The organism is Streptomyces sp. NPDC057702, assembly GCF_042799315.1.
Classification (GTDB): Bacteria; Actinomycetota; Actinomycetes; order Streptomycetales; family Streptomycetaceae; genus Streptomyces.
Genome location: NZ_JBHVJC010000027.1, coordinates 116,232 through 136,370 on the forward strand (window position 1 = coordinate 116,232; position 20,139 = coordinate 136,370).

General features: G+C 74.1%; 15 protein-coding genes. 5 read left to right on the top strand and 10 right to left on the bottom strand.

The features are described from left to right. Positions 1 to 39: 39 nt before the first annotated feature. Positions 40 to 1,170, bottom strand: coding sequence for an ATP-binding cassette domain-containing protein (locus tag ACFVFR_RS21615; RefSeq protein ID WP_383704108.1), 1,131 nt, complete (start codon positions 1,168 to 1,170; stop codon positions 40 to 42). A 211-nt stretch (positions 1,171 to 1,381) separates the two neighbouring features. Then, positions 1,382 to 2,044, bottom strand: coding sequence for a PadR family transcriptional regulator (locus ACFVFR_RS21620; protein ID WP_383704110.1), 663 nt, complete (start codon positions 2,042 to 2,044; stop codon positions 1,382 to 1,384). 119 nt (positions 2,045 to 2,163) lie between these two features. Here ACFVFR_RS21620 and ACFVFR_RS21625 point away from each other — a divergent pair, with 119 nt between their 5' ends. Next, the gene (locus tag ACFVFR_RS21625; RefSeq protein ID WP_383704113.1) at positions 2,164 to 2,946 is read left to right on the top strand and encodes a bleomycin resistance protein; all 783 of its coding nucleotides are present in this window, start codon (positions 2,164 to 2,166) and stop codon (positions 2,944 to 2,946) included. Positions 2,947 to 3,052: 106 nt separating this feature from the next. Here ACFVFR_RS21625 and ACFVFR_RS21630 read toward each other — a convergent pair whose 3' ends face one another. The 3 genes from ACFVFR_RS21630 to ACFVFR_RS21640 all read right to left on the bottom strand — a co-directional run bounded on the left by ACFVFR_RS21630 (position 3,053) and on the right by ACFVFR_RS21640 (position 6,433). Continuing rightward, a complete protein-coding gene (locus ACFVFR_RS21630; RefSeq protein WP_383704115.1) occupies positions 3,053 to 3,604 on the bottom strand; it encodes a DinB family protein in 552 nt (183 codons plus the stop codon). A 421-nt stretch (positions 3,605 to 4,025) separates the two neighbouring features. Then, positions 4,026 to 5,483, bottom strand: coding sequence for an aldehyde dehydrogenase family protein (locus ACFVFR_RS21635; RefSeq protein WP_383704117.1), 1,458 nt, complete (start codon positions 5,481 to 5,483; stop codon positions 4,026 to 4,028). An 86-nt stretch (positions 5,484 to 5,569) separates the two neighbouring features. Next, positions 5,570 to 6,433, bottom strand: coding sequence for a helix-turn-helix domain-containing protein (locus tag ACFVFR_RS21640; protein WP_383704119.1), 864 nt, complete (start codon positions 6,431 to 6,433; stop codon positions 5,570 to 5,572). A gap of 305 nt (positions 6,434 to 6,738) precedes the next feature. Here ACFVFR_RS21640 and ACFVFR_RS21645 point away from each other — a divergent pair, with 305 nt between their 5' ends. After that, on the top strand, positions 6,739 to 7,308 hold the full coding sequence (locus tag ACFVFR_RS21645; RefSeq protein WP_383704121.1) for an ATP-binding protein: 570 nt from the start codon (positions 6,739 to 6,741) through the stop codon (positions 7,306 to 7,308). A 916-nt stretch (positions 7,309 to 8,224) separates the two neighbouring features. Here ACFVFR_RS21645 and ACFVFR_RS21650 read toward each other — a convergent pair. Both ACFVFR_RS21650 and rpsR read right to left on the bottom strand, forming a co-directional pair. Further along, the gene (locus tag ACFVFR_RS21650; protein ID WP_383704123.1) at positions 8,225 to 8,464 is read right to left on the bottom strand and encodes a DUF397 domain-containing protein; all 240 of its coding nucleotides are present in this window, start codon (positions 8,462 to 8,464) and stop codon (positions 8,225 to 8,227) included. Positions 8,465 to 8,568: 104 nt separating this feature from the next. Further along, entirely contained in the window at positions 8,569 to 8,772 is a 204-nt protein-coding gene (rpsR, locus tag ACFVFR_RS21655) for a 30S ribosomal protein S18 (protein ID WP_383704153.1), read from the bottom strand. Between the two features lie 839 nt (positions 8,773 to 9,611). On the opposite strand from rpsR, the gene ACFVFR_RS21660 reads away from it, so the two are divergent. The 3 genes from ACFVFR_RS21660 to ACFVFR_RS21670 all read left to right on the top strand — a co-directional run bounded on the left by ACFVFR_RS21660 (position 9,612) and on the right by ACFVFR_RS21670 (position 16,350). Further along, positions 9,612 to 11,288, top strand: coding sequence for a bifunctional 3'-5' exonuclease/DNA polymerase (locus ACFVFR_RS21660; RefSeq protein ID WP_383704125.1), 1,677 nt, complete (start codon positions 9,612 to 9,614; stop codon positions 11,286 to 11,288). Between the two features lie 2,259 nt (positions 11,289 to 13,547). Continuing rightward, on the top strand, positions 13,548 to 14,576 hold the full coding sequence (locus ACFVFR_RS21665; RefSeq protein ID WP_383704128.1) for a rod shape-determining protein: 1,029 nt from the start codon (positions 13,548 to 13,550) through the stop codon (positions 14,574 to 14,576). A 1,318-nt stretch (positions 14,577 to 15,894) separates the two neighbouring features. After that, positions 15,895 to 16,350, top strand: coding sequence for a tellurite resistance TerB family protein (locus ACFVFR_RS21670; protein WP_383704130.1), 456 nt, complete (start codon positions 15,895 to 15,897; stop codon positions 16,348 to 16,350). A 1,386-nt stretch (positions 16,351 to 17,736) separates the two neighbouring features. Here the strand turns inward: ACFVFR_RS21670 and ACFVFR_RS21675 are convergent. The 3 genes from ACFVFR_RS21675 to ACFVFR_RS21685 all read right to left on the bottom strand — a co-directional run. Next, a complete protein-coding gene (locus ACFVFR_RS21675) occupies positions 17,737 to 18,231 on the bottom strand; it encodes an AAA family ATPase (protein WP_383704132.1) in 495 nt (164 codons plus the stop codon). Between the two features lie 759 nt (positions 18,232 to 18,990). Continuing rightward, on the bottom strand, positions 18,991 to 19,497 hold the full coding sequence (locus tag ACFVFR_RS21680; protein ID WP_383704134.1) for a DUF2867 domain-containing protein: 507 nt from the start codon (positions 19,495 to 19,497) through the stop codon (positions 18,991 to 18,993). 246 nt (positions 19,498 to 19,743) lie between these two features. Further along, positions 19,744 to 20,139: acetyl-CoA carboxylase biotin carboxyl carrier protein subunit (locus tag ACFVFR_RS21685; protein WP_383704136.1), on the bottom strand; the 396-nt coding region annotated here is incomplete at its 5' end.

Consider the following 20,139-nt stretch of genomic DNA (forward strand, 5'->3'; position numbering starts at 1 on the left):
GCCGCACCACCACGGACAGGTCCGCCACCCGCGTCGCGCTCACTTCGCCGCCTCCCGTTCGCCCCGCACGTCCCGCCGCGTCGCCGCACTCCGCCGGGCGGGTCCGCCCCGCTCCTGCCCCGGGTCGCGCCCGCGCCTCACGCCCTCGTCCCGGTCACCCGCGCCGCCCGCGCGCGTGGCCGCGCCGTCCCCGGCGTCCCCGCCCCCGGTGTCGCCCTCCGTCGGGCGCGCGCCCGTCAGGTGCAGGAACACCTCGTCCAGCGTGGGGCGGCGCAGCGCGATGTCGCGGGCCTCGATCCCGGCCGCGGCCAGCGCGCGGACGGTCTCGGTCAGCGCCGCGACGCGGTCGGCGACCGGGGCGCTGACGCGTAGCGCGTCCTCGTCGACCTCGACGCCGTCCGCGCGCGCCGCCATACCGACGACGGACGCGGCGGCCGACAGCTCGTCCGCGCGGTGCAGGACGACGTCGATCCGGTCTCCGCCGATGGTCGACTTCAGCTCGTCGGCGGTGCCCTCGGCGATGGCCCGGCCGTGGTCGATGACGGTGATGCGGTCGGCGAGCTGGTCGGCCTCCTCCAGGTACTGGGTGGTGAGCAGCACCGTCGTGCCGTCGCCGACCAGCGACCGCACCGCGTTCCACACCTCGCGCCGACCGCGCGGGTCGAGTCCGGTGGTCGGCTCGTCCAGGAACAGGACCTGGGGGCGCATGACGAGTCCGGCCGCGAGGTCGAGCCGGCGCCGCATGCCGCCGCTGTACCGCTTGACGGCCTTCGTGCCGGTCTCGGTCAGTTCGAACTGTTCCAGCAGCTCACCGGCCCGCTGCCGGGCCCCACGGGCCCCCAGGTGGTAGAGCCGGCCGAACATCTCCAGGTTCTGGAAGCCGCTCAGCTCCTCGTCCACGGCCGCGTGTTGGCCGAGCAGTCCGATGCGGTACCGGACCTCGTCGGGGTGGCTCGCCACGTCGAACCCGGCGACGCGGGCCGATCCGCCGTCGTGCCGCAGCAGCGTGGCGAGCACCCGCACGGAGGTGGTCTTGCCGGCACCGTTCGGGCCGAGCACACCGCGCACGGTGCCGCGCGGTACGACCAGGTCGAGCCCGGCCAGGGCCCGGTGCGCCCCGTAGTTCTTCTCCAGTCCCTCGACGACGATCGCGTGATCGCTGTCCGCCAATGCCCTCTCCTCCAGCCGCCGCCAGCGAGGCCCACACCCCGCCACTCGGTAGTCAAACTTGACTAGGAGCGCAGAAGGTACTGCCCGCCCACGCGGTTAGTCAAACTTGATTACTGGCCTCGCCGGCCCGATACCCCACCTCGACCCGACGCGCCCGACCCGGCGGCGCCGACCCCCGCGCCGCGCCCGACCCCGGCCGGAACCCGCGCGGCTACGCGCGCGCCGGCGGGCCGCCGGCCGCCTCGTCGCCCGGGTGCGGGCCGGTGGCGTACGGGTTCTCGAAGCCCTCGGGGAGTACGCCCTTGAACGGCTCGCCCTCGCCCGCCATGACGTACGCGCCGCGCTCCAGCCGTCCGATCAGCGCGCGGGTCCACACCGCGCCGCTGTCGGCGCTGGTCACCCAGAGCTCCATGATCTCGCCGATGTGGTCCAGCGACTCGGGCCCCTCGGCCGGCGTGTAGACCTCGGTCACCGAGCGGTGCCAGGCCTCAAGCCCCTCCAGCCGCTGCCGCAGCAGGGCGATCGCCTCCTCGCGCGGCAGGTCCACGATGAACCCGACACCCGCGCTCAGCAGGTCCATCTTGGGGTTCCAGCTCCCCAGCGCCTCCCTGAGCAGGGCGAAGAACGCCTCCTCACCCTCGTCGGTCAGCTCGTACTCGACACGCGGGGGGCCGCCGGCCGTGCTCGGCGCGACGTCGTGGGCGCGCAGGAGGCCCTGCTTGGTCATCTGCTTGAGCGCGTGGTAGATCGACCCGGGTTTGGCGTTGGACCACTCGTGCGCGCCCCAGTACTCCAGGTCGTTGCGCACCATGTAGCCGTGCGCGCGCCCGTGCTGTCGCACCGCCCCAAGCACCAGCAACCGCATCGCCGACATCAGCCCGCCACTCCATCCCGACGCCACACACCCACCGCACCTGTCAACACCCAGATTAAACCGACCCCCACAGCTACTCAACTTTGACTAGCTGGTTCGGCACTGCGAGGCTCACCGGCATGACGGAGACGACCACGCCCGTGTTCCCCTGTCCCTCGATCCCGGAAACCCTCGCCTTCTACCGCGCCCTCGGCTTCGAGGTCACCTTCGAGCAGACCCGCCCCAACCCGTACGCGGTGGTGGAACGTGGCGCGATAGCCCTGCACTTCTTCGGCACGCGCCGGTACGACCCGGCGACCTCCTCCAGCACCTGCCTGATCTCCACCGACGCCGTGGACGACCTGCACACGGCGTTCCGCGCCGGCCTGCGGGCGGCGTACGGGCGGGTGCCCACGCGCGGCCTCCCCCGGATCGGGCCGCTGAAGGACACCACCTACGGCGTACGGCAGTTCCTCGTCACCGACCCCGGCGGCAACTGTCTGCGCGTGGGTCAGCCGACCGGCGAGAGCCTGGAACACGCCCCGCCCCCGCCCGGGGTCTTCGCCCGCGCGCTGCACCTGGCCACGCTGCTCGGCGACGCGAAGGAGGACCACCGCCACGCCGCCCGCGTCCTGGACCAGGCGCTGAGCAGGGCCGACGCGGCCAGCGCGGGAGCGGGCGAGCCGGCCGGTCCGAGCGCGGCGGGGCTGGCCGAGGACCCGACGGGGCAGCTCCCGACCGCCGCGGAGTGGGTGCGCGCGCTGGTGCTCCGCGCGGACCTGGCGATCCGGCTGGACGAGCCGGCCCGGGGCGCGGAGTGGCTGCGCCGGGCCACCGCCGTCACCCTCACCGACGCCGAGCGGGCGACCCTGGCCGACACCCTGCGCCGGGCCGAGGAACTGCGCGAGGAGCTGGGCCCGTGAGCGGGCGAAGCGCGTGCGGGCGGAGCGCGTGCGGGCGGAGCGCGCGAGCCCGCGCGGGGCGGGTGGCGTACGCGCGGACGGCGCGGTCGAACGGCGCGGCGCGCACTCAGACCGCGCCGTCGCCCGCCTCGTCCACCAGCACGAACGCCGTCTTCCCGTCGATCGCCTCGCGGATGATGTCCGCGTGCCCGGCGTGCCGGGCCACCTCCTGGATCAGGGTCAGCAGAATCCAGCGCGCGGAGCGGTCCCGCTCCTCGGGGTACCAGGGCGCCTCGGGCAGCGTCACGACCACGTCCAGGTCGGGCAGCGAGCGAACGTACTCCTCCGTCTGCCGTGCCACCCGCTCCTGGTATCCGAGCAGGCCCGCCACCGTCTCCTCACCCACCGGCTCGAACGACTCGTGGAGGGTCTCCAGTGTCCGCTGGACGGTCTCCGCCGGCCGCCCGGCGAGCGTGCCCATGATCCAGCTCTGTTCCACCTCGGTGACGTGCTTGAGCAGGCCGACCAGCGACAGCTCGCTCACGGTGGGCTTGCGCGCCGCCTGCTCCTCGCTCAGTCCGAGCAGGGCCCGCCGGATGCCACCACGCTGCGCGGCGAGGTAGTTCAGCAGCGCGGTGCGCTCGTCGCCACGGGGCTCGGCGTCGACGAAAGTGGGCATGGGCTCCGCCTCTCCACGGGGGCCGGGTGCGTTCCCCGGCCTCGGTGAGGACCACGTTACGAACCCTCGCGGACACCTTCTGTCCGCGAGGCCCACCCCGCCCGCGATCATCGCGCGACGGCCGCACACGCCCCCCGAACGGCCTCCGCGACGCGGCCCCACCGGCCGCCCCCGGCAACGCATCGGGCCCCGACGGGACCGAGGTCTCGACGGGGCCGGGGCACCGGGCGGACGCCCACGCCGGACGCGGTGCGTCCGTCCGGCGGGTAGGCCCGCCGCGCGAGTGGCGGCGGGCACGGAGTCGGTGGGGTGGGGCGAGGTGGGGTGGGGCGAGGTGGGGTGGTGGTGCGGGGGGCGTCGCGTGGGGAAGGCGAGGGAGAGGGGGGCGGAGCCCCGGAAGGTGGGGTCAAAGGGGGAGGCGTCAGAAGGGGAAGGCGCTGCGGCCGTGCTGGATCGAGATCCACTTGGTGGTGGTGAAACAGTCCACCATCGCGTCGCCGTTGAGCCGTCCCACACCGGAGGACTTCTCGCCGCCGAACGGGACGATCGGTTCGTCGTGCACGGTGCCGTCGTTGACGTGGATCATCCCGGTCCGCACCCGACGGGCCAGCCGTACGCCACGCTCGACGTTGCCCGTGTGCACGGCGCCGCTGAGCCCGTAGCTGGTCTCGTTGGCGATCCGCAGCGCCTCCTCCTCCCCGTCGAAGGGGATCAGCAGCACCACGGGGCCGAAGATCTCCTGCCCGTACGCGGCGGAGCCGGCGGCCACGCCGGTGAGCACGGTCGGGCCGACCATCGTGCCCTGCACGCTCCCGCGCACCAGGGCGGTCGCGCCGTCGGCCACCATCTGTTCCACGACGCCGCCGATGGCCTCGGCCTGGCCCTCGTTGATCAGCGGGCCGATGTGGGTCTCGGGGTCGTGCGGGTCGCCGACCCGCAGGGTCTTGACCTTGGCGACGAACTTCTCGGTGAACTCGCGCTCTATCGACCGGTCCACGAGTACCCGGTTGGCGGCCATGCACATCTGGCCCTGGTGCGCGAAGCGGCTGAAGACGGCCGCGTCCACCGCGTAGTCGATGTCCGCGTCGTCCAGGACGATCATCGCGCTGTCGCCACCCAGTTCCAGCACCGTGCGCTTGAAGCCCGCCGCCGCGACCGTGGCCACGTGGCGCCCGACCTTGTCGGACCCGGTGAAGGAGATCACCCGGGGCACCGGGTGGTCGATGAGCGCGTCGCCGATCTCGGCGATGTCGGTCACCACGACGTTGAGCACCCCGGCCGGCAGTCCGGCGTCCTCGAAGACCTTGGCGACCAGCCCGCCGCCGCACACCGGGGTGTTCTGGTGGGGCTTGAGCACCACCGCGTTGCCCAGCGCGATGGCCGCGGCGACCGACTTGATGGACAGCAGGAAGGGGAAGTTGAAGGGGCTGACGACACCGACGACGCCCACCGGCTCCCGGTAGACGCGGTTCTCCTTGCCGTCGATGGGCGAGGGCAGGATGCGCCCCTCGGGCCGCAGCGCGAGGTGCACGGCCTCGCGCAGGAACTCCCGCGCGATCTGGAGTTCGAACGCGGCCTTGGACTGGGTCCCGCCGACCTCCGTGGTGATCGCCTCGGAGATCTCGGCCTCGCGCTCCTCCACGATGCGCAGCGCCCGCTCGAAGACGAGCCGCCTGGCGTACGGGTTGACCTCGGCCCAGGAGCGTTGGGCCCGCTCGGCGGCACGGTACGCCTGGTCGATCTCGTCCACCGTGGCGATGGTGATCGAGGCGAGCTTCTCCCCGTTGTACGGATCGAAGTCCACGATGTCCCACGAGCCGCTCCCGACCCGCCACTCGCCATCGATGTACTGATAGGCCAACTCGGAGAAGTAGGACATGCCATCCCTTATCTGAAGGCCGGGAGGCGGCTGGCCACCCGGGGGCTGGGCGGGGTCTCCTGATGGACCGTCATCGTAGTGAGCGCTCACGACAATTGGAGACGCGCCCTCAGCAAATCCCGTGTTTTGGCCGGGGAGAGGCTGTCCGACCGCAGCCGCTCCATAGCCCTCTCGTATTGGGTGACCTCTTCGCGCTTGTCGAGGTAGAGCGCGCTGGTGAGCTGCTCCAGATAGATGATGTCCGGCAGATCGGGTTCCGGGAAGCGCAGCATCGTAAAGGCGCCGCTCTCGCCCGAGTGGCCGCCGAAGCTGAACGGCATGACCTGGAGCGTGACGTTCGGCTGTTCCGATACCTCGAGGAGATGCCGCAGTTGGCCGTGCATCACCGCGGCGTCACCATAGGGACGGTGCAGGGCGGCCTCGTCGAGTACGGCGTGGAACTCCGGAGCCCGTTCGGACACCAGAAGCTTCTGCCGCTCCAACCGGAGCGCCACCCGCCGATCCACCTCACTCGCACACGCCTCCCGCTGACCGCGCGTGACCACGGCGTGCGCGTATCCCTCGGTTTGCAGCAGTCCGTGAATGAACTGCACTTCGTAGACGCCAATATGAGAGGCGGCACCCTCAAGTCCGACGTAGGTCTGGAACCACCCGGGCAGTACGTCGCCGTAGCTGTGCCACCAACCCGCCACATTGGCCTCCCGGGCGAGTCCGAGCAGCGCCGAACGTTCCGCCTCGTCCGCGACCCCGTAGAGCGTGAGCAGGTCCTCGATATCACGTGCCTTGAAGCTCACCCTGCCCAACTCCATGCGGCTGATCTTGGACTCGGAAGCACGGATCGAATAACCAGCCGCCTCACGCGTGATGCCGCGCGACTCGCGCAGCCGTCGGAGCTGAGAGCCCAGGAGGATGCGGCGTACGACCGATCCACTCGACTCACTTGTGGCCATTTCCGTGACCCTCCCTGTACGTTCCGTACCCACGCGGGCACGCCCCCACGGACCCTCGGCCGCGAAGTCTGCCACTTCTAGGCTCCGTTGAGTGCGCATCTCATTACCGAGGTAGGAGATGGACGCAAGTGACCTTGAGAAGAATTCCTAGCTAACGAGCTCAGTTCGGAGCAAACCGGCCACGTGCACGTGCATCTGCCCTTGCATCTGGTCCAGTCTTTGGGAATCCTGGAGCTCGCGCACGTGCACGCTGTTTGCAGATCCAGCCAGGGTCGTCACGGCCACGAATGCCAGGAGTGCCTCGCATGGGGACCAGAGGATCGACCATGGTCGAGCCGTTATGGCAAGGCCTGCCTCCCATCGACCCCTCGGCGCTCTCGCATTCCGCCTCCTGCGCCCTGGCAGCCCGCTACGACGCCGTCAAGGGCGCCCGCGAGTTCACTCGCGCCACCCTGCACGGCTGGGAGCTGTCCGAGCTCTTCGACGACGTGGCGCTGGTCGTGTCGGAGCTGGTCACCAACGCGCTGCGACACGCACTGCCCAGCGAGGACCGGGAGTTGGCCGGGTCCTACCCAGAAGCAGGCCATGGGGCCGGTCACGGGGGCGGCCCCATGGCCGTTGTCGAACCGGCCGTCCGTCTGCACCTGATGCGCTGGACCTCACGGCTGGTGTGCGCGGTCCGCGACCCGAGCGAGGTCAGCCCGGTCACCGGCGACACGGCCCTGTTCCCCGAGCTGAACGGGGCGGCCGAGTCCGGCCGTGGGCTCTACCTCGTCGAGTCGTTCAGCGACAGCTGGGGCTGGCACCCGCTGGCGGGGACGCTGCGGGGCAAGGTCGTCTGGGCGCTGTTCCAACTGCCGCGTCACGAGAGCTGAGGCCCCGCGCCCCGACCCGGCCCGCCACGCGCGCCCCGGGGGTCCGCACGGCTGCCCGCACCCTCGCCCCACCTCCGGCACGCCCGCACGCGACCTGTCGCCCGCCGCGCGCGAGGCCGCCGGGGGGGGGCGGGGCCGGCGCACCCCGGGGGCGCGGCGAGAGGGCCGCGAGGATGGCGCATATGACTACGGAAGCCTCGCGACGCCCGGTGCGAGCCACCCGGACGAGTGAGCGGCCTCGGGGCGTGGTCACGGCCGGGTCACGGCGCGGAGGGCCAAACGCCGACGCCTCCTCGGCCTCCTGACGCTTCATTGGCCGGCCCGCCCGACCGGGCGGGGCCGACGCCGCGCCGCCGAACCACCGTTCCGGGCCCCACGGGCCGTGCCGGGCCGCGCCCGGGCCGTCCAGCGCGGATAGACGCCCGGCGGGGCCGGGCCACGGCACACCGGCCGCTCCGCGTCTGCTCGTCGCACCAGGCCAGCCGCCCCCGCGCGTCCACCAGCCCGACGACAGCCGCCCGGTCCCGCCCTACGCCTGGCCCATCGGACCGCGCCACGGACGCCCGCCCCGGACCCAGCGCGACGCCACCCGGGGTGGCCAGCACGCTCCGACGGGCGGCGGCGCGGAACGCGCGGCGCGGGTGGCGGCCGGCCGAGGGATGACCGGAAAGGTGGCCGACGGGCCGGTGCGGGGGCGCGCCGGCGGCCGGCACCCGTGGCCTTTGGGGCCGGAATCCCGGCGACGGCCACGTCGGGGAATCGCCGTACGCCGCGCCGGGAATGGCGCCATCCGGTCGGGCGGCGCGGGGCATGTGCCCGCACCGCCGACGAATCCCGGATTCCCCAGCCCCGTGGGCATTCAGCAGCCCCATGCGGTGGCCCGGTCGGTCTCGTGGGGGCGATCCGCCCGGAAGGGTCAGTCACCCACCAGGTGGTCGAACTCCCCGTCCTTGACGCCCAGCAGCATGGCCTCGATCTCGGCCGGCGTGTAGACGAGGACGGGACCGTCCGGATAGCGGGAATTACGGACGGCGACGTTTCCACCCGCCAGCCTCGCGAATTCCACGCAGGAACCTTGCGAATTGCTGTGCCTGCTCTTCTGCCAGACGACCCCCGGAAGGTCCGTCGCCGCCATGCCGTTATACGCGTGGTGCACAGAACTCTCCGTGGGTGATTGCAGTCGTCAACTACCCCGGATCATAGTCCCGTTCATCTGCTGATGCATGAGCGGATGCACGTGCACGGGGCGTACCCGAATGATCACCGCGCGGCGTAAGGCGACAACGCCATCTCACGGGCGTTCTTGATCGCCCGTGTCAACTGCCGCCGCTGCTGGGCGAGACGTGTCACCCGGCGACCACGGATCTTGCCACGTTCGGAAATGAACTTACGGAGCAGGTCGGTGTTCTCGTCGTCGATATACGAGACGCCAGGCGCGTCCGACCGGTTGGGCTTGGGCTTCAGGTTTCTGTGCGGATCTGCCGATCCACTCCCGGGAAAGAGCGGTCCTTTCGGGAGAGTTCGGGCGAATTCAGCGGGGCGAGAGTACGTCGACGGGCGCGGAAGGTAGTGATCCGTACGGCTTAGTACGGGTGTGCGTAGTCCGTGTGGTGGAGTCGCGTACGAGAGGACCGGCCCACGCGTTCTCACGGGTCACCGGATATCGCGGGTTGCCACGCGGGTCGGCTCGGGCCGGAATGGCTAAGTCCAGCACGGTGGGCTCGGAGACGCGTACGCTCAGTACGGTCGCATTCACAGCACATGTGAATGGAGCTCTTCGTTGAGACGCGTATCACCGGCATGGGAACGTGAATCGCGGGTAAACGAGAGCGAATTCAGAGAACCGGGCCTCGGAGTTCACCGAACGCGCCCGAGAGGCAACGTCGACCCGGCGGCCTCCGCCGCGTATTCGGCGACCGGCGACCGGAGCGGACACGGGAGGCCGGCCGGCGCGGCGCGGTCACGGCCCGACGAGGTGAACGTCCCACGCCGCCCACCGCCCCCAACGCTCGGCTCGCCGGCCTGGCGCCGCGCCCCCGCTCCGGCGCCCCGCCCCGTGCCACGCCCGACGGCCCGACCGTCCACCGGCTTGGCGGTCCGGCGGCCTCGTCGTCCCGGCCGGCGCCCCCCCACCGACGGCGGGGCTGAGCGCCGCGCCCCTACGCCGCCGGCCCGCTCCGGGGCCGGGCGGGACCGGCCGCAGCGCCGAAGCGGGCACGAACGCCCAGGTCATCGGCTCGCCGCGGCGGAGCGTCGGGTTTCCCGCCACGGGATTGTCGGACCCCCCTGCGAGACTCGTCGGCATGAGATGGGCGGTGGCGGAGGCGGATGACGGGGGTGTTCGTCTCTGCCCCCTCGACGACGCGGGGCGGGCCAGCGGGCCGGTCCACGTCGCGCGCGACATCGTGGCGGCGGTGCGCGAGCGGCCCGAGGTGACGCGGTGGGTGTGGCGCTCCACCGCCGAGGTGTACGGCCGCCTGTTGGCGGCCGGAGTGCGCGTCGAGCGGTGTTACGACGTGGAGGTCGCCGAGACCCTGCTGGTCGGGTACGCGGGTCAGTGGGGGCGCCAGCCCCGGTCGCTGGCGGCGGCGTGGGCGCGGCTGCGCGGACTGCCGGTGCCGGAGGACCCGCCGGTGCGCACGGCCGACACCCAGCCGTCCCTGTTCGAGGCGGGCCCGCCGCCACTGCCGCCGGGCACCGACCCGCTGGAAGCGCTGCTGGCGGTCTACGCGGACCAGGTGGCGCGCACGGCGGCGGTCGAGCTGCCGGAGCGGATGCGGCTGCTGGTCACGGCGGAGTCGGCCGGCATGCTGGTGGCCGCCGAGATGCGGCGGGCCGGGGTGCCCTGGCGGGCGGACACGCACCGGGAGGTGCTGGCCGAGCTGCTGGGCGAGCGGTACGCGGGCGGGCTTGAGCCACGGCGGCTGACGGAGCTGGCGGACGAGGTGTCGCGGGCGTTCGGCACCCGGGTGCGGCCCGACCTGCCGGCCGACATCGTCCGGGCGTTCGCGCGGGCCGGCGTCCGGGTCGGCTCCACGCGCGCGTGGGAGCTGCGGGAGATCGACCACCCGGCGGTGGAACCGCTGCTCCAGTACAAGAAGCTCTACCGGCTGTACACGGCGCACGGCTGGTCCTGGCTCCAGTCCTGGGTGCGCGACGGGCGGTTTCGGCCCGAGTACCTGCCCGGTGGCACGGTCTCCGGGCGCTGGACCACCAACGGCGGGGGCGCGCTCCAGATCCCCAAGGTGGTGCGCCGCGCGGTGATCGCGGACCCCGGCTGGCGGCTCGTGGTGGCCGACGCGGAGCAGATGGAGCCGCGCGTGCTGGCCGCCATCTCGCGGGACCCCGGACTGATGGAGGTCGCGGGCAGCGCCCGGGACCTGTACGCGGCGCTGTCCGACCGGGCCTTCGCCGGCGACCGCGCGCAGGCGAAGCTGGCACTGCTCGGCGCGATCTACGGGCAGACCACGGGCGACGCCCTCAAGCACCTGGCCGACCTGCGCCGCCGCTTCCCCGTCGCCGTCGGCTACGTGGACGAGGCGGCCCGCGCCGGCGAGGAGGGCCGCCTGGTGCGGACCTGGCTGGGACGTACCTGCCCTTCGGTGGACGGCGAGGGCGGGGCGGAGGAGGCGGGGCTGCCGCAGACGGGGGACGCCGAGTCGGCGGGCCCCCCGAGCGGGGCGAGCGCGCGGGCGCGCGGACGGTTCACGCGCAACTTCGTCGTCCAGGGCAGCGCGGCCGACTGGGCCCTGCTGATGCTCGCGGCACTCCGCCGTCAACTAGCCTCACTCCAGGCCGAGTTGGTTTTCTTCCAGCACGACGAGGTGATCGTGCACTGCCCGGCCGAGGAGGCCGCCCAGGTCACCGAGGCGATCCAGACGGCGGCCGACCTCGCCGGCGAGATCGCCTTCGGCGCGACCCCGGTACGGTTCCCGCTCACCCCGTCCGTGGTGACGTGCTACGCGGATGCGAAGGGGTGAGCGGGGGCGTGGGGCGCGGGTCGCGCGGGACGCGGGTCGCGCGGGACGCGCGGAGCGCGCGGGGGTGGTGGGTGCGCGGGGGCGGTGGGTGCGCGGGCGAGTGGGTGGCGGGTGTGTGCGGCGCAGGCGCGCGGGCGGGTGTGTGCGGCGCAGGCGCGGGGACCGCGCGGGGGGTGGGTGCGCGGGACGCGCGGGGGAGGTGGGCGCGCGGACCGCGCGGGGGGTGGCAGGCGCGGGGTGGTGGGTTCTGGGGCGGGGCTTGTGCCCGCGACCTCGTGGGGGGCGGTGGTGAGGGGCCTGGGTTGGGCACGGTAGTGGGGGAGGCTGGGGCGGAGCCTGTTCCGGCGCGGGGCTGGGCGGGGCGTTGGTGGCTGGGGCTGGGTGGAGCCTGTCCCCGTGAGGCGCGGATAGCGGGGCCCCGGCCCGGCCACGGTCGTAACGGGCGTCCCAGGAGAGGCCCGGCGCGGCGCGCTGGCGGCTGGGACTGGGACGGGGACGGGTCACGGTTGTGGCGGACGTGCGAGGCGGAACCCGCTTCCGCGAGGGCGCGGGGCGTGGGTGGCGGAGGCCCTGGGCGGGTCACGGTTGTGGCGAGCGTCCGGCGAGAAGCCCCTGTCGGCGAGGTCTGGGGCGCCAGGGGCGGACACGGGTGGCCGGGGCCCTCTCCGCAGGGGCGCGGGGTGTCGGGGGTGGAGGTCTTGGGCGGGCCACGGCTGTGGCGGGTGGCCTGGGCCGAACTCGCTCTCACGAGGGGTGGGGCGTCGATGACGGAGGGGGCTCTGGCGGGGCCCCGGCTGTGGTGGGTGTCCAAGAGGAAGCCCCCTCCTCGTGAGGGCGCCGAGCGTCGGCAGCGGGGTCACGCGGTCGGGGCGGAGCCCGTTTCTACGAGCGCGCAGGGCGTTGGTGGCGGAGGTCCCGCCGGGTCACCGCTGCGCGGGTGGCCGGGGTGGCGCCCGTCGCCGCGAGGTCCAGAGCGCCGGTAGCGGGAGCAGGTGGTTGGGTCGGAGTCCGTCCTCGCGAGGTCCGGAGCGCCGGTACTGGGAGCAGGTGGCCGGACCGCAGTCCGTCCCCGCGAGGTCCGGAGCGCCGGTACTGGAAGCAGGCGGCCAGACCGAAGTCCCTCCCCGCGAGGGTGCGCGGCACCAGTGACAGAGGTTCCGGCCAGCCACTGCTGTGGCAGGTGTCCGGAGAGAAGCCCGTCCCCGCGAGGGGCGGAGCGTCAGCGGCGGAGGCGCGTGAGCGGGGCGGGGCCCGTCCCCGCGTGGGCGCGGGGCGTCGGATGTGGTGAGTTCTGGGCGGACCATGGTCGTGGCGGGTGCGGTGAGGGTGTGGGGCGCGTGTGCGCGCGAGAGGTATGGGGGCGCGTACGGGAGCGGGGCGGCCCGCGTCCGTGGGGCCGCGTGGCGGCGGCTGAGCGGGTGGGCCTGGCGGAGCGGGTGGGCGCGGCGTTCCCCCCGGGGGCCGTCCACCCGGTCGGTGCGGTGCTGCCGGACTCGTGTGGGCGGGTGGGGCGTTGGGCGCGCATGGGGGGCGGGGCGGGGTCGCCCGCGCAGTTGGTCGGCGATCGTGGCTGCCCTGCCGCTACGCACCGCCCTGGCACTACGCACCCGGGTCGCCCGCGCACGCGCGCGGGTAACGGGTTCGGGATGACCGTGGCGAACGCGTTCCAGCCCGTCGCCCGTGCGCACACGCGAGGGGTGGGCGACCACCTCGTCGGCATCCCCCACCAGTAGGCCGTCACCCGTGCACACGCGTGTCGGAGACGGGTCCGACAAGGGCGGAACGTCAGAGGCGGTGACCTCCCACGGAGAGGTGGGGCGTCAGAAGCGGGTGCGTGCGGCCCACGGAGGGGCGGGGCACCGGAGGTGGGTGCGTCCCGCAGAGGGGTGACGCGTTCGGAAGCGGGGGCGACCCACGGAGGAACAGGGCACCGGGAGTGGGCGCGTCCCGCAGAAGGGTGACGCGTTCGGAAGCGGGGGCGACCCACGGAGGAGCGGAGCACCGGGAGTGGGCGCGTCCCGCAGAAGGATGGCGCGTTCGGAAGCGGGCGCGGCCCACGGAGGAGCGGGGCATCGGAGGTGGGCGCGTCCTGAGAAGGGTCGGAGCCGTTGGGGGGAGGGCGGGGCGGGGGGTGATGGGGGGTCATGCGGGCGGCGTAGTCCAGCGCGCGCCGGGGTGCGGGGGCCCGGACGATGAGCGTGGGGCCGCCGGGCCGGTGGCTCCGGTGCCGCCCGAGCGAGTGGGACAAGGGAGTGCCTCGTGAGCCTGAGCCTTGAGCAACTGCGCCGCTGTTCGGTCGCCGTCGACCTCGGCGCCGCCCGGACCCGGGTCTATCTCAAGGAGGCCGGGCTCATCGTCGACCAGCCGACCGTGGCGGCGGTGAACACCCGTACCGGTTCGCTCATCGCCGTCGGCACCCTCGCCGAGCGGATGACGGGGCGTACCCCCGGGCACATCCGCGTCGTACGGCCGGTCAGCGGTGGCACCGTCGTGGACATCGACATCGCCCAGCGCATGCTGCGGTTCTTCGTCGGGAACAAGGTGCGCCGCGCCTGGCGTCGCAAGCCGCTGCTCCGGGCGGCCATCTGTGTCTCCCACGACGCCGACCCGCTCGCCCGGCGGGCCGCGGCCGAGACGTTGGCCGGGCTCGGGGCGCGCCGGGTGGAGCTGGTGGACACGTTGATCGCCGCCGCCGTGGGGTGCGGGCTGCCGGTGGAGCGGCCCGAGGCCACGATGATCGTCGTGTGTGGCGCGGCCACCACGCACATCGCCGTGCTGTCCATGGGTGCCATCGTGGCCGCGGAGAAGATCCCGGTGGGCGGCGACATCATCGACCGGGCCGTCGTGGAACACCTGCGCACGCGTCACGAGCTCCTGTTGCCCGGCCAGTCCGGGCACCCCCTGCACGAGGTGCTGCGGAGCGCGGACCCGTCCGTCGGCGGCGCCGAGGTACACGGCCGGGACGTGACCACGGGGCTGGCCAAGTCCGTCTACGTGGACGCCGCCGACGTACGCGCCATCGTGCGCTCGCCGCTCACCGGCGTACTGGACGCCATGCGCGGCGTACTCCGACGCTGCCCGCCCGATCTGGTCGCCGACCTCGCCGACCGGGGCGTCGTACTCGCCGGCGGCAGCGCGCGGCTGACCGGCCTGGACGACCTGCTGGGCCAGGGCACCGGCATGCACACCCACGTCGCCGAACGGCCCGACCTGTGCGCCGTCGAGGGCCTGGGCGCGCTCCTCGAAGGCAGGGTCCTGCCGCTCCCGCTGGGCCCTCACGCGGGCTGAACAACTCCCCGGCCGAACGCGGCAGGCGAACGCGGCGGGTGCGGGGGCCGCGCGGCGGGGTGGGTTCCGCAAAGCGATGCCGGGTGGTGGGGTGGGATGCCCGTTGCCGGGTGGCCGACCGCGCGGCGAGACGGGGTTCACGCGGCGGGTGCGGGGGCCGCGCGACGGGGTGGGGTGGTGGGTACCCGTTGCCGGGTGTGGCGATCGCGCGGCGTGGTCGCGTCCGTGAGGCGGGGCCACGAGGCGGGGTGGTTCGGCGAAGCGGGGGCGGGGCGGTAGGGCGGGTGTCTCGTTGTCGGGGGGCACGTCCGTGAGGCGGGGTGAGTCTTCGCGGCGGGGGCCGCCGTGCGGGCCCGGTGCCGGGTGCCTCCTCGTTGCCGGAGGTCGCGCCCGCGCGGGGGGGGGTGGGACCACGGGGCGGGTGTCAGGGTGCTCGTCGCCGGACGCCGTGACCGCACGGCGGGTGGTGTCGGCGCGGCGACATGGTGTTCGCGCGGCCGGTGTCCGGAAGCCGCGAGGCGGGAGGCCGGGGCCGCCAGGCGGGCCGGGCGTCCGTTGCCGCGTGTCGCGTGTCGGGCGTCGAGCGTCGAGCGTCGAGCGTCGAGACAGGTTCCGCGAGGCGAGCCAGGGTGGTGAGGTGGGTGCCGGGCTCGCCAGGCGGGGCCGGGGTGGTGAGGTGGGTGCGCGTTGCCGGGTGCGGCGACCGCGCGACGGGGCTGGGGGCCGCGAGGCGGGACGGTGTCCGCGAGACGAGTGTCGGGTGCCTCGTTGCCGGACCACGCGATCGCGCGGCGCCGATCGCTTCTACGCGGCGGGGGCCGCCGGGCGGGCCCGGTGCCGGGTGCCTCCTCGTTGCCGGAGGTCGCGCCCGCGCGGCGGGGTGGGTCCACGGGTCGGGTGTCGGGGTGGGGTCCGAGGAGCGGGCCGGGGTGGTGGGCCGGGCCCTCGTCGTCGGGTGCCCGGCCGCGCGGCGGGGTGGGGGGTGGTGGGCCAGGGGCCAGAGGCTTGTTGCCAGCTGCCGCGACCGCGCGGCGGAGCCGGGGGTACGAGGCGGGCCGGGTGTCGGGGTGGGGGTTGGGGTGGGGGCTGGGGTGGGTGGTTCGCGGGGCGGCGTGTCGTCTGGCCGGGCGGAGGCGCGGGTACGGCGGGGTGTCGTGGTGGGCTCCGTCGGGGTGAGTGGGGCGGGGCGGCGGGTGTGGTGGCGGGTGTGGCGGACCGTGGTGATGGCGGGCACATCGGGGGCCGGGAACTTCCGTGGGGCGCTCGGGGGTTCTCGGGGTGATTCATGCCCCGACGCGTAGCACGCAAGGAGACAGTCATGGCCCTGTGGGACCGGTTGAAGGACTCCGCCCAGACGATGCAGACGCAGTTGCAGGCCAAGAAGACCGAGCTCAAGAGTGGGGCGTTCCGCGACGCCAGCATGGCGATGTGCGCGCTGGTCGCGGCGGCGGACGGGTCCGTCGACCCGTCCGAGCGGCAGCGCGTGGCGGCGCTGATCGCCTCCAACGACGTACTCCAGAACTTCCCCGCCGACGACCTCCAGCGGCGCTTCGACGACTACGTCAACCAGCTGACCCGGGACTTCGCGATGGGCAAGGTCGGCGTGTTGCAGACGATCGGCAAGGTGCAGAAGAAGCCGGTCGAGGCGCGGGCCGTGCTCCAGATCGGCATTGTCATCGGCGGCGCGGACGGCGACTTCGACAAGACGGAGCAGGGTGTGGTCCGCGAGGCGTGCTTCGCGGTGGGCATCGACCCGGCGGAGTTCGACCTCTGACCACGCCGGAGTTCGACGTTCAGCCGCACCGGGGTTCGCCCCCGGAGCGCGGGGCCGCCTGACGGCCCCCACCCGGCCGGGGCCGGGGCCCGCGAGCACACCCGACGCCACGCGGCCCCGGCCCCGCGGCGTCCCCCTCCCCCACCACGCGCGCGACTCCGCCGCACGCCCGCCCACCTGCCGCACGGTCCACCGCCGCCCGCGCCCGCACCGGCGCACCCCGGCCCGCCACCCACCCAGCGGCTCACACACCAACCGACGGCACCCGACAACGACACACACGCCGAACCCTCCGCCCGCGTCGGCTCCGCCACACCCACCGCGAACGCCCACCCCGCCGAAGCGCGTCAGCCCAACCAACCCCACCCACACGGCAGCCCCACGCCCCACGCCGGACCAGCCACACGCGTCGGCCCCGCCACACCCAACGGCTCCGCCGCACCCTCCGTAGACGCCGGCCCCGCCACACGCGCCGCAGCAGCCATACGCGTCGGACTCGTCCCCATCGGCCCCGCCGCACCCGCCGTAAGCGCCAGCCTCACCGCACAGGCCGCACCAGCCGAACCCCGTCGGGCTCTCGCCGTACGCGTCGGCTCCCCCGCAGCTGCGGCAGCCCGCCAACCGGGCGCCCCCGCTCCAGACACCAGTCCCGCCCGTCTCGCCACCACGCGCCGAGCCAGCCACACGCGTCGGCTCCGCCAACCCACCGTGGACGCCACACCCATCGGCTCCACCAGACTCGCCGCAGACGCCCGCGCCGCCACCACACGCCGAGCCAGCCACACGCGTCGGCTCCGTCAACCCCACCGTCAATGCCACACCCAACGGCTCCGCCGCACTCTCCGTAGACGCCGGCCCCACCACACGCGCCGCACCAGCCATACGCGTCGAACTCGCCGTCCCCATCGGCCCCGCCGCACCCGCCGTAAGCGCCAGCCCGCCACCGCACACGCCGCACCAGCCGTACCCCGTCGGGCCCCCGCCGTACGCGTCGGCCTCGCCAGCCCCAGCGTCGACGCCACACCATCTGCTCTGCCGTGGCCGCCGGCCCGCACCACACACGTCGAACCAGCCACCTCCGTCAAGCCACACCGCGGAATCGGACCGGCCGGGCCCACCGTGGGTGTCGAGGCAACCTGGTCCGCCGTGGGCGTCGGGCAAGCCTGGGCCGCCGGAAGTGAGTGCACCGTCGGCCCACCGCAGGCGCTGGCCCCGCCGCACCCGCCAGCCCGCGCCGCACCAGCCACCTCCGTCAAGCCACACCGTGGAATCGGGCCAGCCGGCCCCCGTGGGTGTCGAGGCAACCTGGCCCGCCATGGGCGTCGGGTCAACCTGGCCCGCCGTACGCGAACGCCCTGTCGGCCCGCCGCAGGCGCCCGCGTCGTCCTACGTGTCGGCCGTGCCAGGCTCGTCGGCCGTGTCGTACAGGGCGAGTTCGGCGGGGGTGGGGTGGGCGAAGAGGCGGAGCGCCTCGGTGAGAGCGGTCTCGGTGATCTCGAAGGTGGCGGGGGGTCGGGCGGCGTTGCGGGCGGTGAGGCGGCGGCGCAGTTCGTCCAGCGGCGGGTCGAGGACGCACAGCACCACGCGGGCACCGAGCGAGCGTGCTCGGGAGCGGTAGTCGTCCCGTTCCTCGCGGGCCCACAGGCCCCAGTCGAGTACGACGTCCCCGCCGAGCCGGAGTACGTGCGCGGCCACCTTCCACTGGACCCGTTCCACGGGTTCGCGCAGGGTGTCCAACGCGTCGCCGGACAACCCCGGATGCAGGTCGTGCAGCCACGTGTCAGCGGTCAGCCGGAGCGCCGCCCGCTCCCGTTCCAGGCGCCTGGCCAGGGTCGTCTTGCCGGCACCGGGCAGGCCGCAGGTGAGGAAGAGAGTCGCCACGCGAGCACCCTAGCCCGCGCCCCCGACCCCGAGCCGGCCGCGCCGACCCACCCACGAGGGCCAGCCGCCCACCCCGGGCCCCAAGCCGCCACGGAGCCGGCGAGCACGCGGGGTTCGGCCCTCACCCGAACCGGGCCCGCCCGCGAGAACGGCCTCTCGCGCGCCGGGACAGCGCCACACGAGCCGGCGGACCGGCGCCGGCCACAAAGCCCGTCGCGAAACCAACCGCCCACGCCAGGACCACACGTAGACCCCACCCACCACGTGACCGCCAACCCACCCCCGGAACCGACCCCGCACAGGCCACACCCCACCCACCACACGAGCGCCAGCCCCACCGCACACGCAGCCCACTCACCCACCACACGGGCACGAGCCCGCACCCAGGCCCACGCGAGCCCAACCCACCCCCCGAGCACGAACCCGCAGCACGACGACGCCACCCCCACCCACCACACGAACGCCAGCCCCACCGCACGCGCAGCCCACCCGCCCACCACACGGACGCCAGCCCGCGCCCAGGCCCATGCACGCCCAACCCACCACACGACCGTCCGCACCGCTGAGCCCGCTCCGGGCTCCATCGCGCCATGTCCGGTCCCGGGCCGCCTCCGTCCGGGGCCGGGCCCGCCGCGTGGGCGCCCGCACGCCCGTACGCCGGGGGTGGCGCCCACCGGGCACGGCACCCACCGGGCGCGGCACCCACCGGGGGCGGCGCCCACCGACCGCGTACGCCGAGAACCGCTCGCGCGCGGAGCGCTACCCCAGCGTGGCGCCGCCGCGCTTGGCGAAGCTGCTCATGATCGTGTTGTGGAAGGGGCGGATCACGGTGAAGTACCGCTTGCCCGAGGCGCGGTTGTAGCGGACGACGGTGCTGCACGCGCCCTCGGGACCGTGTGCCCCGTCGCGGACGACGAAGACGACGCGGTAGCTGAGGTGCTTGTCGTCCTTGCCCGCCAGCACCTCGGCGTCGGAGACCTCGATGACCCGCATCGGGCCGAGGCTGGCACCGGGCCGCACCTCGCCGGGCTCGCGTACGGCGCCGCCGCGCAGCCCGAACGGCTTGACGATCTTGTCGCGCACGCTCATCAGGGTGATCACCCACGTGGGGGGTGAGCTCATCATGGCCTTGGCGAACTCGGCCGGTGTGGTGCCGGGGGCGACGTTCACGGCCACCGTGTCCACGTGGTCGACACCGCCCAGGCTCTTCTCGCCGCTGGGGCTCACGGCCTCGGCGGACTTGCGGACGACAGGTCCTCGTGCCACGTCGCTCTCCCTCTTTCGCCTGCTGGCTGGTTCCGGTCTCGTCGTGGTCGCCCCGCCCGGCGGCGGGGCCACGTGGCGTGGGGCGCCGGCCGTCCGGGGCGCGCCCGTCCCCAGGCTCGCACGGGCGCCCGGCCCCGCCCGGCTCCCGTGGCCGCGCGTCAGGTCGGCCGGGCCCGGCGGGCGGCGGCTCGCCGCCCGCCGGCCCGCTCACCCGCACCGCCGCGCGAAAGCACCCGGGGAAGTCGCTCACACGCTCGCGAGCTGCTCGTCCTTGATCTGACAGATGACCGCGCCGGCCGAGACGGAGCCACCCACGGCGGCCTCCAGGCCCTGGACGACGCCCGCGCGGTGGGCGTTGAGCGGCTGCTCCATCTTCATCGCCTCCAGGACGACGATGAGGTCACCCTCCTCGACGCGCTGGCCCTCCTCGACGGCGGTCTTGACGATGGTGCCCTGCATCGGGGAGGCGAGCGCGTCGCCGGTGGCGGCGCCGCCCGCGCTCTTCGTCTTCTTCCGCTTGGTCCTGCCGCCGCCCGCCGCGCCGTTTCCGGTCGCGGGGGTGGTGGCGAATCCGAGTGAGGCCGGGAGGGAGACTTCCAAACGCTTGCCACCGACCTCGACGACCACCGTCTCACGCCCCCC

Excerpts from the sequence above, each read along its gene's own strand:
- ACFVFR_RS21660 (WP_383704125.1), top strand. The coding sequence starts at position 9,612 with ATGAGATGGGCGGTGGCGGAGGCGGATGACGGGGGTGTTCGTCTCTGC.
- ACFVFR_RS21620 (WP_383704110.1), bottom strand. The coding sequence starts at position 2,044 with ATGTCGGCGATGCGGTTGCTGGTGCTTGGGGCGGTGCGACAGCACGGG.
- ACFVFR_RS21670 (WP_383704130.1), top strand. The coding sequence starts at position 15,895 with ATGGCCCTGTGGGACCGGTTGAAGGACTCCGCCCAGACGATGCAGACG.
- ACFVFR_RS21630 (WP_383704115.1), bottom strand. The coding sequence starts at position 3,604 with ATGCCCACTTTCGTCGACGCCGAGCCCCGTGGCGACGAGCGCACCGCG.
- ACFVFR_RS21645 (WP_383704121.1), top strand. The coding sequence starts at position 6,739 with ATGGGGACCAGAGGATCGACCATGGTCGAGCCGTTATGGCAAGGCCTG.
- ACFVFR_RS21625 (WP_383704113.1), top strand. The coding sequence starts at position 2,164 with ATGACGGAGACGACCACGCCCGTGTTCCCCTGTCCCTCGATCCCGGAA.
- ACFVFR_RS21635 (WP_383704117.1), bottom strand. The coding sequence starts at position 5,483 with ATGTCCTACTTCTCCGAGTTGGCCTATCAGTACATCGATGGCGAGTGG.
- ACFVFR_RS21640 (WP_383704119.1), bottom strand. The coding sequence starts at position 6,433 with ATGGCCACAAGTGAGTCGAGTGGATCGGTCGTACGCCGCATCCTCCTG.